Source organism: Micromonospora sp. NPDC049230, from assembly GCF_040647875.1.
GTDB lineage: Bacteria > Actinomycetota > Actinomycetes > Mycobacteriales > Micromonosporaceae > Micromonospora.
On the sequence record NZ_JBEZCZ010000003.1, the window covers coordinates 75983 to 90717 of the forward strand.

General features: G+C 69.6%; 10 protein-coding genes. 9 read left to right on the top strand and 1 reads right to left on the bottom strand.

Annotated features, from left to right (window positions below; all coding sequences use genetic code 11):
* Positions 1–417 precede the first annotated feature (417 nt).
* From AB0A95_RS03480 to mmsB, 5 genes are all read left to right on the top strand, one after another.
* Positions 418–1404, top strand: coding sequence for a LacI family DNA-binding transcriptional regulator (locus tag AB0A95_RS03480; RefSeq protein WP_357553974.1), 987 nt, complete (start codon positions 418–420; stop codon positions 1402–1404).
* Between the two features lie 265 nt (positions 1405–1669).
* A complete protein-coding gene (locus AB0A95_RS03485) occupies positions 1670–3343 on the top strand; it encodes an alpha-galactosidase (protein WP_357553975.1) in 1674 nt (557 codons plus the stop codon).
* A 364-nt stretch (positions 3344–3707) separates the two neighbouring features.
* On the top strand, positions 3708–4850 hold the full coding sequence (gene chvE, locus AB0A95_RS03490; protein ID WP_357553976.1) for a multiple monosaccharide ABC transporter substrate-binding protein: 1143 nt from the start codon (positions 3708–3710) through the stop codon (positions 4848–4850).
* A 79-nt stretch (positions 4851–4929) separates the two neighbouring features.
* Positions 4930–6468 carry a multiple monosaccharide ABC transporter ATP-binding protein gene (gene mmsA, locus AB0A95_RS03495; RefSeq protein ID WP_357553977.1) on the top strand — a complete coding sequence of 513 codons (1539 nt, stop codon included), beginning with the start codon at positions 4930–4932 and terminating at the stop codon, positions 6466–6468.
* Positions 6465–7715 carry a multiple monosaccharide ABC transporter permease gene (gene mmsB, locus AB0A95_RS03500; protein ID WP_357553978.1) on the top strand — a complete coding sequence of 417 codons (1251 nt, stop codon included), beginning with the start codon at positions 6465–6467 and terminating at the stop codon, positions 7713–7715. Before mmsA ends, mmsB begins: the two co-directional genes overlap by 4 nt.
* Before the next feature lie 72 nt (positions 7716–7787).
* Here mmsB and AB0A95_RS03505 read toward each other — a convergent pair whose 3' ends face one another.
* Entirely contained in the window at positions 7788–9164 is a 1377-nt protein-coding gene (locus AB0A95_RS03505) for a DNRLRE domain-containing protein (RefSeq protein WP_357553979.1), read from the bottom strand.
* Between the two features lie 221 nt (positions 9165–9385).
* Here AB0A95_RS03505 and AB0A95_RS03510 point away from each other — a divergent pair, with 221 nt between their 5' ends.
* From AB0A95_RS03510 to AB0A95_RS03525, 4 genes are all read left to right on the top strand, one after another.
* Entirely contained in the window at positions 9386–10702 is a 1317-nt protein-coding gene (locus AB0A95_RS03510; protein WP_357553980.1) for an MFS transporter, read from the top strand.
* Positions 10699–11682, top strand: coding sequence for a hypothetical protein (locus tag AB0A95_RS03515; protein WP_357553981.1), 984 nt, complete (start codon positions 10699–10701; stop codon positions 11680–11682). The genes AB0A95_RS03510 and AB0A95_RS03515 overlap by 4 nt, the downstream gene beginning before the upstream one ends.
* Before the next feature lie 115 nt (positions 11683–11797).
* Positions 11798–13324, top strand: coding sequence for an alkaline phosphatase D family protein (locus tag AB0A95_RS03520; RefSeq protein WP_357553982.1), 1527 nt, complete (start codon positions 11798–11800; stop codon positions 13322–13324).
* Between the two features lie 12 nt (positions 13325–13336).
* Positions 13337–14650: a hypothetical protein gene (locus tag AB0A95_RS03525; RefSeq protein ID WP_357553983.1), complete on the top strand. Its 1314-nt coding sequence runs from the start codon at positions 13337–13339 to the stop codon at positions 14648–14650.
* The last annotated feature ends 85 nt before the right edge of the window (positions 14651–14735 follow it).

Consider the following 14735-nt stretch of genomic DNA (forward strand, 5'->3'; position numbering starts at 1 on the left):
GTCACACGACCATCGTTTTGACCGGTGGCGCCGACGAGCGTTGCCTGCCCGGCACGTGCGGTCGGCGCCACCACCAGGTGCCCAGTCGGCCTGCTCCACGTTCTCTCCAGGAGCGTGGAGCAGGCCGGCGTGCCACCGCAGCCCGTGGCCGCGAGCCAGCTGGCCGCGTACGCACTGCGGGAAAAGCCTTGTGTGGCTTCGATGCGTAGCACATCCGAGCACAGCCGTCCCGTATTCGAAGCGTTTGCTGGCGTAGACTGACGGCGATTCAGCGCTGGTCACCTGGGATTCGGCACCGGCGTGGTGGCTGAGCGAGGGGATCGGGCCGGGCCGGGCCGTGCCGCTCCAGTCGACGTCGACCGGGCCGCGGGCCCGAGACTTAGCGGGGAGAGTGAAATGGCCGTCCACGGTCCCGCGATGACAGATGTCGCTCGTCTGGCCGGTGTCTCCCATCAGACGGTGTCGCGGGTGCTCAACGGGCACCCCAACGTTCGTGAGCAGACCCGGCTCCGGGTGCGGGCGGCGATCGCCGAGCTCGGCTACCGCCCGAACGGCGCGGCTCGTGCCCTGGTGACCGGCAGGTCCCAGGTCATCGGTGTGGTCGCACAGAACACGACCCTCTACGGCCCGGCGTCGCTGTTGGCCGCTCTGGAGCAGACCGCGGCCGAGGAGGGTTTCGCGGTCAGTGTCGGCAGCGTGCGAAACCTGGACCACCGCTCCATCTCGGCTGCCGTCGAGCGGCACCTGTCGCACCGGGTCGCCGGCATCGTGGTCATCGCGCCGGTGGAGTCGGCGGGTGAGGCGCTGGAGCGCCTTCCCCAGGACGTCCCGCTGGTCACCGTCGACGGCGACCCGAGCCGGCCGGTGCCGTTGGTGACCGTCGACCAGGTGGCGGGTGCCCGGGCGGCGACCCGACACCTGCTCGACGCGGGGCACCGCACGGTCTGGCACGTCTCCGGGCCGTTCGACTGGTTCGACAGCGTCGGCCGGATCGACGGCTGGCGGGAGGCCCTGCTGGCGGCCGGTGTGGACCCGCCGCCGCTGATGCCGGGAGACTGGTCCGCCGCATCGGGTTACCGGTGCGGGCAGATGCTGGCGAGGATGCCGGAGGTCACCGCCGTCTTCACCGCCAACGACCATCTCGCCCTGGGCGTGCTGAGGGCGTTGCACGAGTTCGGCCGGCGGGTGCCGGACGACATCAGCGTGGTCGGTTTCGACGACGTGCCGGAGGCGGCGTACTTCATTCCGCCGCTGACCACCGTCCGTCCGGACTTCGACGCGGTGGCGCGGGCGAGCCTGCAGATGCTGCTGGCCCAGATCGAGACGGGCACCGGCGGGGCGATGCGGCAGACCATCGCGCCGGCACTGGTCGCCCGCGAGAGCGTCGCCCCACCGCGGCGCTGACGTCGGCCCCAGCCGGAGAGTCCCGGCGTCGCCGGCACCTCGCCGTGCCGCTGGCTCGTCACCGTCGGTAAGACACCGATCAATCGGGCGCCCGGCTTTTTTCATCGACCGATGACAATGCAACTGCCGTGGAGGTATTGAACCTCGTGAAATGTGGCCGTAACATGATGGACGTCTCTGTTAACGCTAACAAGAATCGGCGTCCAGCTATCGACCCACCAGTCTGATCGTAGTCACGGGCGGGCGCCACCGACAAGGAGGCTCGATGAACCGCATCACCCGAGGTCGACGCTGGGGGAGTGTGCTGGCGGCCGGAGTGCTGGTCGCCGGCGCTCTGGTCGGCCTCCGCGCCCCGGCGGCGCAGGCACTTGACAACGGGGTGGCGCGTACTCCCCCCATGGGTTGGAATTCGTGGAACTCGTTTGGCTGCAACATCAACGAGGCGCTGATTCGACAGTCAGCGGACGCGATCGTCAGCAGCGGCATGCGGGACCTGGGCTACAACTACGTCGTGGTCGACGACTGCTGGTTCAACCCCAACAGGGACAGCTCCGGCAACATCCAGGGCGACCCCACCCGGTTCCCCAGCGGGATGAAGGCGCTCGGCGACTACCTGCACGCCCGGGACCTGAAGTTCGGCCTCTACCAGGTGCCGGTCGACAAGACCTGCGCGCAGTACTTCAACTCCTACCCCGGTGCCACCGGCAGCCGGGGCCACGAGGTGCAGGACGCCCGCCAGTTCGCCGCCTGGGGCGTCGACTTCCTCAAGTACGACTGGTGCTCGCCGGAGGGCAGCATCAACGACCAGGTGGCCACCTTCGCCAAGATGCGTGACGCGCTGGCCGCCACCGGCCGACCGATCGTCTACAGCATCAACCCGAACAGCATCCACGCCAAGACCGGCCCGCAGCGCAACTGGGGCGACGTGGCCAACATGTGGCGTACCACCGAGGACATCACCAACGCCTGGGACACCGGCCAGACCAACGGCTACCCGATGGGCATCCAGAACATCATCAACGTGACGGTTCCGATAGCGTCCTACGCCAGGCCGGGTGGGTTCAACGACCCGGACATGATGGAGGTCGGTCGCGGCGGCATGAACGACACGGAGATGCGCAGCCACTTCGCCATGTGGGCGATCATGGCGTCTCCGCTGATCGCCGGCAACGACGTCCGGAACATGAACTCCGCGACGCAGACCATCCTGAAGAACGCCAACCTGATCGCGATCAACCAGGACTCGCTCGGGTTGCAGGGGACGCAGGTGTCGTTCGACGGCACCCGCCGGGTGCTGGCCAAGCGGCTGGCCAACGGTGACGTCGCCGTCGCCCTGTTCAACCAGGGTGGCTCGACGACGACGATCTCCACCACGGCCGCCGCCGTCGGCAAGTCCGGGAGCTCGTTCACCCTGGTCGAGGCGTGGTCCGGTGCCACCACCTCCTCCAGCGGGACCATCAGCGCCAGCGTTCCGGCGCACGGCACCGTGGTCTACCGGGTCAGCGGTGGGGGGACGACTCCCCCGACGACGACCCCGCCGCCGACGAGCCCGCCGCCGGGTACGTCGAGCGCGCTGGCCAGCGCCGCCTCCGGCCGCTGCCTGGACGTTCCGAACAGCAACACCGCCAACGGCACCCAGCCGGTGATCTGGGACTGCAACGGCGCCGCCAACCAGCGCTGGACTGTCAACGGTCAGACCCTTCAGTCGCTCGGCAAGTGCCTGGACGCGCCCACGAACGCCGCGGCCGGTTCCAAGGTGCAGATCTGGGACTGCAACGGTGGGGCCAACCAGCGGTGGACCATCAACGCCAACGGCACGATCAGCGGCGCCCAGTCCGGGCTCTGCCTCGACGTCAACGGCAACGGCACGGCCAACGGCACCACGGTGATCCTGTGGAACTGCACCGGGGCGGCCAACCAGCGGTGGACGCAGCGATAGCCCACCGGGTCCGTCGACCGACCAGGTCGCGGCAGCCCGCCTGATCCGACAGCACTCCAGGTGCCCGCGGACGACGCCCGTCGTCCGCGGGCACCGTCGCGTTCGCCGGCCGTCTGGACGGTGGTTCGGCGCGGTCGACGGGCCTGTCCGGCGGGCGTCCGCTCCGGTGCCGGTCATCGCCGTGCTCCCAGGTCGGGGCCCCTCCAGGTGCTGGCCTCGCCGCTTGGGACGCCTCCGTTACGAGACCGTGACACCGGTATTTCGGATCTAGTGTTGACGTGCCGTATGTGAGCGCTAACACTACCCCGAAAGGTGACAGTTTTGGCCCCGGCACTCGACGGGGGAGTCCAGAGAGGAGAAGCCCGTGGGCAGGAGATTCCTGGTTGCTCTCGGCGGCGCGATGCTGACGCTGAGTATGGCAGCGTGCAGTGGCGGGGGTGCCGGCAGCGGTGACGACAAGAGCAACGCGAAGCCTGGCGACCTGACCATCGGTGTGTCGATGCCGACCCAGACCTCGGAGCGGTGGATCGCCGACGGCAACGCGGTGAAGTCCAAGCTTGAGGCGAAGGGCTACAAGGTCGACCTCCAGTACGCCGGCGACGACATCCCCACCCAGTCGCAGCAGGTCGACCAGATGATCACCCAGGGTGCTGACGTCCTGGTCGTCGCGGCGATCGACGGCACGGCGCTCAGCAGCCAGCTACAGGCCGCAGCGGCCGCGAAGATCCCGGTCATCTCCTACGACCGGCTGATCCGCGGCAGCAAGGACGTCGACTTCTACGTCAGCTTCGACAACTACAAGGTCGGCGTCGCCCAGGGCACCGCGCTGCTCGTCGGTCTCGGCCTGCTGAACAAGGACGGCTCGAAGGGCACCGCCAAGGGGCCGCTGAACGTCGAACTCTTCGCGGGGTCGCTCGACGACAACAACACGCAGTTCTTCTTCAGCGGCGCGATGGACACGCTGAAGCCGTTCGTCGACGACGGCACGCTTGTCGTCAAGTCCAAGCAGACCACGCCCGAGCAGGTCGCCACCCTGCGGTGGCAGCAGGAGACCGCGCAGAAGCGCATGGAGAACCTGCTCACCTCCAGCTACAACGACGGCTCGAAGGTCGACGGTGTGCTGTCGCCGTACGACGGCATCTCCCGGGGCATCATCACCGCCCTGCAGAACGCCGGCTACGGCACCGGCGCGAAGAAGCTCCCGGTCGTGACCGGCCAGGACGCTGAGATCGCCTCGATCAAGCTGATCAACGACGGCGTGCAGAGCTCCACGGTCTTCAAGGACACCCGCCTGCTGGCCGACCAGGCAGTGAACGCCGCCGAGGCGTTCCTGCAGAAGAAGGAGCCGCAGGCCAACGACACCAAGACGTACAACAACGGTGTCAAGGTCGTCCCGGCGTACCTGCTCCCGATCGTCACGGTCTACAAGGACGACATCAAGACCGCGCTGATCGACTCCGGCTACTGGACGGCGGAAGAGGTCGCCGCCGGTCAGGCCAAGAAGTAAGCCAATCGTCGGGCCCGGCGGTCGCCGCCGGGCCCGACGTCTGGGCGTACCCGTCCAGACCTGACGGAGGACAGTGACCATGGACGACACCATCCTCGAGATGCGTCGCATCACGAAGACCTTCCCCGGCGTGACCGCGCTGGAGGACGTCACCCTCGCAGTACGCCGTGGGGAGATCCACGCCATCTGCGGTGAGAACGGCGCCGGCAAGTCCACCCTGATGAAGGTGTTGTCCGGCGTCTACCCGTCCGGCTCGTACGACGGCGAGATTCTCTTCGACGGCAAGCCGATGCAGTTTCGTGGCATCCGCGACAGCGAGGCCAACGGCATCGTCATCATCCACCAGGAGCTTGCCCTGGTGCCGTACCTGTCGATCGCGGAGAACATCTTCCTCGGCAGCGAGCGGCGCAACCGCCTCGGGCTCATCGACTGGAACCTGGCCAACGCCGACGCCGCCAAGCTGCTGGCGTCGGTCGGGCTGCACGAGAACCCGGTCACCCCGGTCATCCAGCTCGGCGTCGGCAAGCAGCAGTTGGTGGAGATCGCCAAGGCGCTGTCGAAGAAGGTGCGCCTGCTGATCCTGGACGAGCCGACCGCCGCTCTCAACGACATCGACTCGGCTCACCTGCTCGACCTGCTGCGGGCCCTGAAGGACCAGGGCATCACCTGCATCATGATCTCGCACAAGCTCAACGAGATCACCGCCATCGCCGACTCGACCACTGTCATCCGTGACGGGCGCGCGGTGGAGACCCTCGACATGCGCTCCGACGAGGTGACCCAGCAGCGGATCATCCGGGGCATGGTCGGGCGCGACCTGGACAGCTTCTACCCCGACCGCGAGTCGTCCCCCGGCGAGGAGGTCCTCCGGATCGAGGACTGGACGGTGCGGCACCCGGTGCAGGACCGGATGGTCGTCGAGGACGTGGCCCTGTCCGTCCGCGCCGGCGAGGTCGTCGGCATCGCGGGCCTGATGGGCGCGGGGCGCACCGAACTGGCGATGAGCGTGTTCGGCCGGTCGTACGGACGCGACATCCGGGGCCGACTCTTCGTGCGCGGTCGGGAGGTGCAGGCGCGCACCGTCGCGGAGGCGATCGACAACGGCATCGCCTACGTCACCGAGGACCGCAAGAGGTACGGTCTGAACCTCATCGACGACGTCCGCCGCAACGTGTCCGCCGCCGCGCTGGACCGGCTGTCCCGCATGGGCTGGGTGAACGGCAACGAGGAGATCAAGGTTGCCGAGGCGAGCCGCCGGGAGATGAACATCAGGACGCCGAGCGTCATGGCGGTCGTCGGCAAGCTCTCCGGCGGCAACCAGCAGAAGGTCGTCCTGTCGAAGTGGCTGTTCACCGACCCGGACGTGCTGATCCTGGACGAACCCACCCGGGGGATCGACGTCGGCGCCAAGTTCGAGATCTACACGATCATCAACCGGCTGGTGGCCGCCGGCAAGGCGGTGATCGTCATCTCCTCGGAGCTGCCGGAGTTGCTCGGGATGTGCGACCGCATCTACACCCTCGCCGCCGGCCGGATCACCGGCGAGATGCCGGTGGCCGAGGCAACTCAGGAGAGCCTCATGGAGCTGATGACCAAGGACAAGGAGCTCGTCGCGTGACCAGCATCAAGACCCCTCCGACGGAGAGCCCGGCGACTCCGGACGGCACACCCGCCGCCGCTCTGCACAGCGGAACGAACGACCTGCGGGCGCTGGTGTTGAACAACCTGCGGCAGAGCGGGATCTACGTCGCCCTGGTCGTCATCGTCGCGTTCTTCGCGATCCTGACCGACGGGGTGCTGCTGAGCCCCGGCAACATCACCAACATCGTCCTTCAGTATTCGTACATCCTGGTGCTCGCGATCGGGATGGTCATCCTGATCATCGGCGGGCACATCGACCTGTCGGTCGGATCGGTCGTCGCGCTGACCGGAGCGGTATCCGCCGTGCTGGTGATCCAGCAGGGCTATCCCTGGTGGGTCGGTGTCGTCGCCGCGATCGCCGTCGGCATCGCGGTCGGCGCGTGGCACGGCTTCTGGGTGGCGTACGCCGGCATTCCGGCCTTCATCGTGACCCTGGCCGGCATGCTGCTGTTCCGGGGTCTGACCCTGCGGGTGCTCGACAACATCTCCCTGTCGCCGTTCCCGGCCGAGTACCAGAAGGTCGCGGCGGGCTTCCTCAACGGCCTGCTCGGCGGGCAGGGCTTCGACGCCTTCACGCTGCTGATCGGCGCGGTCGCCGTGGCCGGGTACGCGGTGAGTGGTTTCCGCACCCGCGTGGCGCGCATCCGCTACCAGCAGCCCGTCGAGTCGTTCCCGCTGTTCGTCGCGCGGGTCGTGCTGGTCGGCGCGGTCATCATGTACTTCGCCTGGCAGCTGGCGCACGCCCGGGGCCTGCCGATCGTGCTGATCATCCTGGCGGTGCTCGTGCTGGTCTACGGCCTGCTCACCCGGCGTACCGTCTTCGGTCGCCAGGTCTACGCGATCGGCGGCAACCTGTCGGCGGCGGCGCTGTCCGGGGTGAAGGTCCGCACCGTCAACTTCTGGATGTTCGTCAACATGGGCTTCCTGGCGGCGGTGGCCGGCGTCATCTACTCCTCGCGGTCGAACGGCGCCCAGCCCGCCGCCGGCAACATGTTCGAGCTGGACGCGATCGCTGCGGCCTTCATCGGCGGCGCGGCGGTCACCGGCGGGGTGGGCACCGTGGTCGGCGCCATGGTCGGCGGTCTGATCATGGCGGTGATGAGCAACGGCATGCAGCTGATGGGCATCGACCAGTCGACCCAGTCGGTGGTGAAGGGCCTCGTCCTGCTCGTCGCCGTCGCCTTCGACGTCTACAACAAGCGCCGGGCCGGCACGGCTCGCTGACGCCTGAACGGTACGCGCACGTGCCCCTGCCCGCCCTGCGGACAGGGGCACGCGTCGTTGTCATGATCCCGATCAGTGGCAGTTGCCGGTGCCGCTGTCGTTGTAGGTCTGGCCGGCCACCGGCACGAACTGCCAGTCGTAGCTGTTGGAGTGCAGGGTGAACTTCAGGACACCCCACGCCGAGCTGTTGCGGGCCTCGCTGTTGGGCTGGATGGTGCCGAAGCCGTAGTGGCTGGCACCGCCCATCCCGGCGACGAAGCTGCGCACACCCCGGCTGGCGTCCGCGCCACCGGACGGGTTCATCGGTGCGAACCGCTCGTACACGTGGTTGTGCCCCCAGACCACGACGTCGGCGTTGTAGTCGTAGAGCGCCTGGTACAACGGGCGCGTCGACGTCGACGGCGCGTGGTTGGAGCTGGACGTGAACAGCGGGTGGTGCCAGTAGGCCAGCGTGCACGGCTTGCCGCTGGCGGCCAGGTCCGCGCGCAACCACTGCTCCTGAGTCGAGCCCGTCGACATGCTGATGTTCGAGTTCAGCGACACGATGTGCCAGTTGCCGAGGTCGAACGAGTAGTAGCCGCGGCCGCTCGGGCCGGCGGACGTACCGAAGTAGTTGTAGTAGCCGGTCGCGCCCGACGTGTTGTAGTCGTGGTTGCCCGGCGACGGGCGGGTGCGCGTCCGGTGCCGACCCCAGGTGGGCTCGTAGTAGCTGCTGAACTGCGCCGCGGTGCCGCTGTCGTAGACGTTGTCGCCGGTGGTGAAGACCGTGCCGGAGATGTTGTCGAGCAGCGTCGCGGTGGCGCTGTCGCCGGAGCCGGAGTCGGCGATGTCGCCGGCACCCACGAACACCGGGTCGCCGGACGGTGGCGTGGTGGTCCCGGTGGTGACCACCAGTTGCGGCGCGTCGGCGCCACTCTCGCGCGTGTCGTAGTAGGCGCCGTCGCCGCTGGCGGAGGTCGCACCGAAGCTGTACGTCCCGTTGCCGGTGACGGCGGCCGTGACGTCCAGTTCGTACCAGGTGTTGCCGCTGACCGCGCCGATGGTGCCGAGCGTGGCCCCGTCGATGGCCGGCTGGTTGTTCCAGGTGGTGCCGGTCTCCGACCACGTCGTGTTGGACATCCGGCGGAACGTGCCACCGGCGTCGCTGCCGTCGTTGCCGCTGATCGTGCGCAGGCGCAGCTTGGCACTCGTCACCGTGCCGCTGACCCCGCTCACGGTGAAGCGGAGGAACGAGCGCCGCACGGGCGAGTTGTCGACAACGATCTGCGGGGACGTGCCGTAGTTGGTGGACGTCGCGTCGTTCTGGACGTAGGTGTCGGCCACCGGCGTGAACGTCACGCTCGCCGCCGAGGCCGCGTCGGCACCGGTCACGACGACGGCGGCGGTGGCCGCGACGAGCACCGCGACCGCACCTATCGTGATCGGCGGACGGGGGAATCGAATGTCCATCCAGGACTCCTCTGTTCCGGGTGTGAAGCGCATGGAATGTAGGAGCGTCGATCGGCCGGCGGGCGACGGACGGATGAACACCACAACGCGGCAGGCGAACACCTCGATGTTCGCGAGGCGTTCACCCGCATCTCGCCTCGCTGCCGCACGCGGTCCGTTGTGCCCGCTCCGATGAGTACGGACGATGGCTGACCGTCAGTCGTCGATCCGAGGAGATGCTCGTGTACCTGTCGACAGTCTCCCGACCGGTCGCCGACCAGCCCGGCTCCGACCAGCCCGGCTCCGACCAGCCCGGCTCCGGACGGTCCGGATTCCGGCCACGGCGGCGACGGCTCGCCCTGGTCAGCGGCAACGTCGTCGCACTCGGCACGGTCAGCCTGATCACCGATGTCTCCGCCGAGATGGTCGCCGCCGTCCTGCCGCTCTACCTGGTGCTGGGCCTCCAGCTCAGCCCGGTGGCCTTCGGCGTGCTCGACGGTGTCCACACCGGCGCCACAGCGCTGCTGCGGGTCGTCGGCGGGTTCGCCGCCGACCGGTTCCGGCGGCGCAAGCTGATCGCCGGCGTCGGCTACACACTCTCGGCGGTCGCGAAACTCGGCCTGCTGCTCGCCGGCCGGTCGATACCGGCGATCGGCGCGGTCATCGCCGTCGACCGGCTCGGCAAGGGCGTGCGGAGTGCCCCGCGCGATGCGCTGATCACGCTCTCCACGCCACCCGAGGCGCTGGGCCGGGCGTTCGGGGTGCACCGGGCGATGGACAGCGTCGGCGCGTTCCTCGGGCCGCTCGCCGCGTTCGCCGTCCTGCTTGTCGTCGGGCAGTCGTACGACGCGGTCTTCGTCACCAGCTTCTGCGTCGCGGCCCTGGCCGTCGTCGTCCTGGTGCTCTTCGTTCGGGAACGTCCCACCGACCAGTCGACGGACGGCCCGAACGTCTCCGTACGCGAGGCGTTCGGTCTGCTGCGCGCAGGGCCCGCCCGTCGGCTCGTGCTGGCCGCGGCGCTGCTCGGGCTGGCCACCATCGGCGACGGATTCGTCTACCTGCTCCTGCAACGCCGCGAGGACCTCGGACTGCGCTGGTTTCCCCTGCTCGCGGTGGGCACCAGTCTGGCCTACCTGCTGCTCGCCACCCCGCTCGGCGTCCTCGCCGACCGGGTCGGCCGGCTACCGGTGGTGCTCGGCGGCTACACCGCGCTCGGTGCGACGTACCTGCTGCTGGCCGGTCCGGTCGACGGCTGGCCGCTGATCGCGCTGACGCTTGCGCTGTACGGCGGGTTCTACGCCGCCACCGACGGGGTGCTCATCGCGCTCGCCGGCCCGATACTGCCCGCGCGGCTGCGGACCACCGGGATCGCGCTGGTGCAGACCGGGCAGGCGCTGGCGTACCTCGTCTCCTCTGTCCTGTTCGGTCTGGCCTGGCAGGCGTGGGGGCCGCAGGCCGCGATCCGGGTGGCGGCCGTGGCCGTCGTCGGCGTTCTGGTCCTCACCCTGCTCCTGCTGGGCGTCCCGTCCCGTCTGCGCACTCGGAAGGTGTCCCGATGACCGTGTTGTCGACCCGAGCGAAACTCGGCGTGGTGGCCGCGTCGACGGTCCTGTTGGGCAGTGTGGCGGCCGGCTACGCGGCCACGGCCGCCGAGCCGGCAAGGACGCCGCCGGCCGCCAGCGGCGACCGGGCGGTCACCCTGACCCCCGGCCCACGCCTGCTGGCCATCACCGACCGGCACCTGTCCACAGTCGCCACGGCCGACCCCACCGGGCCGCGCACCGTCTCCGGCCTGGAATGCCTGCGGGTGTACGCGGCGGCGGGCACCGGCGTCTGCCTCACACCGCAGACCGCGTGGTCGTACCAGGTGGTCGTGCTCGACGCCATGTTGCGCCAGACGCGGGCGATCGACGTGCCGGGCCTGCCGAACCGGGCCCGGGTGTCGGCCTCCGGCCGGATGGTCTCCTGGACGACGTTCGTCGGCGGCGACTCCTACACCGCCAGCGGCTTCTCCACCCGCACCGGCATTCTCGACACCACCACCGGCGCCACTGTGACCTCGCTCGAAGAGTTCGCCATCACGCGGGACGGGCGGAGCTACCGCAGCCCGGACGTCAACTACTGGGGTGTCACCTTCACCGCCGACGACAACCGTTTCTACGCGACCATGTCCACAGCGGGTAGGCGCTACCTGGTCCGGGGCGACGTCGCCGCCCGTACCGTCGAGACGCTGAAGGAGAACGTCGAGTGCCCGTCGCTGTCCCCCGACGGCACCCGCATCGCCTTCAAGGAGGCGATCGACGCCGACCCGGCGAAGGGCTGGCGCCTGTCGGTCCTGGAGCTGGCGACCATGCGGGTCTCCGCGACCGCCGAGACCCGTAGCGTCGACGACCAGGCCGCCTGGCTGGACGGCGGGACGCTCGCCTACACGAGACGTCAGGACGACGGCCAGCCCGACGTCTGGAGTGTCCCAGCCGACGGGTCCGGTGCGCCACGGCTGACCATCCCGGGCGCGGAGTCGCCGGCACCGCTGGGCTGACGGTGACTCCCCGGCGGCCAGGACACCTGACCGCCGTGGTGCGGACAGCCTTCCGTCATGTGGGATTACGCGCCGCACCCATTGCCGTTCATCGACGTTCTCAAGGCTGTTGACCATGACAAGGCTGAGCCGTCGCATCTTCGTCCTCGGTGGACTCGTGGCTGCCGGCGTCGCGGTGACACCCCGCCAGGGTGCCCGCGCCGCGGTGCCGTACCCCTTCAAGCTCGGTGTGGCGTCCGGTGACCCGGCGCCCGACAGCGTGGTCCTGTGGACCCGGCTGGCGCCGTCGCCCCTCAACGCCGACGGACAGGGCGGCATGGCCAACGCCGACGTGGCAGTGGAGTGGCAGGTGTCCACCACCGACCGGTTCACCTCGCTCGTCGCCTCCGGCTCGGTGACCGCCCGCTACGCCGACGCGCACTCCGTGCACGCGATCGCGGGCGGGCTCACCGCCGACTCCGACTACTACTACCGGTTCCGGGCCCAGGGTCAGATCTCCCCGGTCGGACGGACCCGGACCGCCCCGGCGCCCGGCACCTTCGGCCGTGACCTGGTGATGGCCTTCGCCTCCTGCGCCCACTACGAGGCCGGCTACTACACGGCGTACCGGCGGATGGCCGAGGAGAACCCCGGACTGATCCTGCATCTCGGCGACTACATCTACGAGGGTGGTGTCGGCACCTCCACGGTGCGCCAGCACGTCGGCGCCGAGATCGTGTCGCTTGCCGACTACCGCCGCCGGTACGCGCTCTACAAGTCCGACCCGGACCTCCAGGCGGCGCACGCGGCGGCACCCTGGCTGGTGGTGCCGGACGACCACGAGGTGGAGAACAACTACGCCAACATGGTCCGCAACGACAGCAGCCCCACGTTGACCGCCGCGCAGTGGACCGCGCGGCGCACCGCCGCGTACCGGGCGTACTACGAGAACATGCCGCTGCGGCCGGCCTCCGCGCCGAGCGGCAACAGCATCCCGCTGTACCGGCGGGTGCGGTGGGGGCAGCTCGCCACCTTCCACATGCTCGACACCCGGCAGTTCCGCGACGACCAGGCCTGCGGTGACGGCTGGAAGGTCTGCGCGGACGCCGACCTGCCCTCCCGGTCCCTGACCGGGGCGAACCAGGAGGCGTGGCTGCTCGACGGGCTGGCCCAGCGCTACGGCACCTGGGACATCCTCGGCCAACAGGTCTTCTTCGCCCAGCAACTCGACGCGAACGGGGCGGCGAGCATGGACGCCTGGGACGGCTACCGAGCCTCCCGGAGCCGGATCCAGACTGGCTGGCAGCAGCGTGGGGTGCGTAACCCGCTGGTGCTCACCGGTGACGTCCACCGGTCGTGGGCCAACGACCTCAAGGCCGACTACGCCAACCCGTCGTCGGCCACCATCGGCACCGAACTGGTCTGCACCTCGATCAGCTCGACCGGCAACGGCACCGGCAGCACCACAATCCCGAACGCGGCGGCCAACCCGCACCTGAAGTTCTACTCGGACCGGCGTGGCTACGTGCGTACCACGATCAGCCGAGGCCAGGTCCGCGCGGACTTCCGCGCGGTGAACACGGTGACCGAGCACGGCGCCGCGGCGTCCATGGTGCGCTCGTTCGTCATCCTCGACGGCCAACCCGGCCTCCAGGCCGGGTGAAGGAGAACCACCATGACCGCAATCACGTCACTGCTCGCCGCTTCCCTGCTCGTCCCGAACCTGGCGCCGGCCCCGATCGCCGTCACCGCCGAGGCGGTCACCTGGACCACCGCGAACAGCGTGGCCACCGGCGACCAGGACCTGCCCGGCATCGCCATGAACCGCAACGGCCAGGTGGCAGTGGTGTGGGAGGACGACCGGGACAGCACCGCGCCCGAGGACGACACCCACAGCGAGATCTACCTGCGCCTGTTCCGCGACGGCACGCCCGCCTACGAGCTGAAGCTGTCCGGCGGCGGCACCAGCGGGGCCGCCTGGCGGCACATCAGCCCCGACGTGGGGCTCGACGACCGGGGCAACGCCGTGGTGGTCTGGGCCGCCGACGGCGACGGCAACGGCGTCTACAACATCCAGTACCGGGTGGTGTCGCCCAGCGGCGCGGTGCTCGGCTCGGGGCAGGCCAACGCCAGTGACGCCGGGCAGCAGATCTGGCCGAAGGTGGCGGTCGACCCGGACGGTGCGCCGACCACCGCCGGGGTCGGCTTCACCGTGGTCTGGGAGGACATCCAGGGGACCGCCCCGGCCACCGTCAAGGCCGCCGGCTACACCGCGGCCACCACCAAGGGGTACGAGGTGACCGCCTCGCAGACGACGGGTACGCACCACCGCCCCGACGTGGCGGTGTCCGCCGCCGGTGAGGCGCTTGTGGTCTGGGACGAGGACGCCGACGCGAACGGGTCGTACAACATCGGGTTGACCCGCCTGGCCCGGTCCAACGGCGCCGTGGTGCTGTCGCGGCGGACCGCCAACGCGCAGAGTGGCGGGCAGCAGCAGCGCGCCTCAGTCGCGGCGAACGTCGCCGGGGACTTCACCGTCGGGTGGGAATCCGACCACACCGGCGCCCGAGGTGTCTGGGCGCGGTCGTTCACGGCCGCCGGCACCGCCCGGCACGACGAGGTCCAGGTCTCCGCCGGGGCCGGGGCCAGCACTCCCGGTGTCGGCATCGACGACCAGGACAACGTGGTGGTGGGCTGGACGGTGTCGGGCACCAACCCGGACGTCTGGGCGCGGGGTCTCAACCCGGACGGCACGTCCACCGGCCGCCTGGCGGCCCAGGCGTTGAGCCAGACCACGACGGGTCGACAGGAGCAGCTGGCCGTCGCCGCGTCGCCGTGGGGCGAGGTGAGCGTCTGCTACACCGACGACAACGACGGCAACGCCTTCGACCAGGTGCTCCTCGGGTTGGGGGCGACGAATTCGACATGGTTGATGTCCGCCGACGAGTTGCGCCGGCTGAAGGCGCGGGGTGCCCCGGCGGCGGGCTGAGGCGGGCAGTCACGGCCGGCGTGATCCACTCGGGTCCGGTGAAGTCGCGGTGTCCCGCTACCGGGGACACCGCGACTTTGGCGAC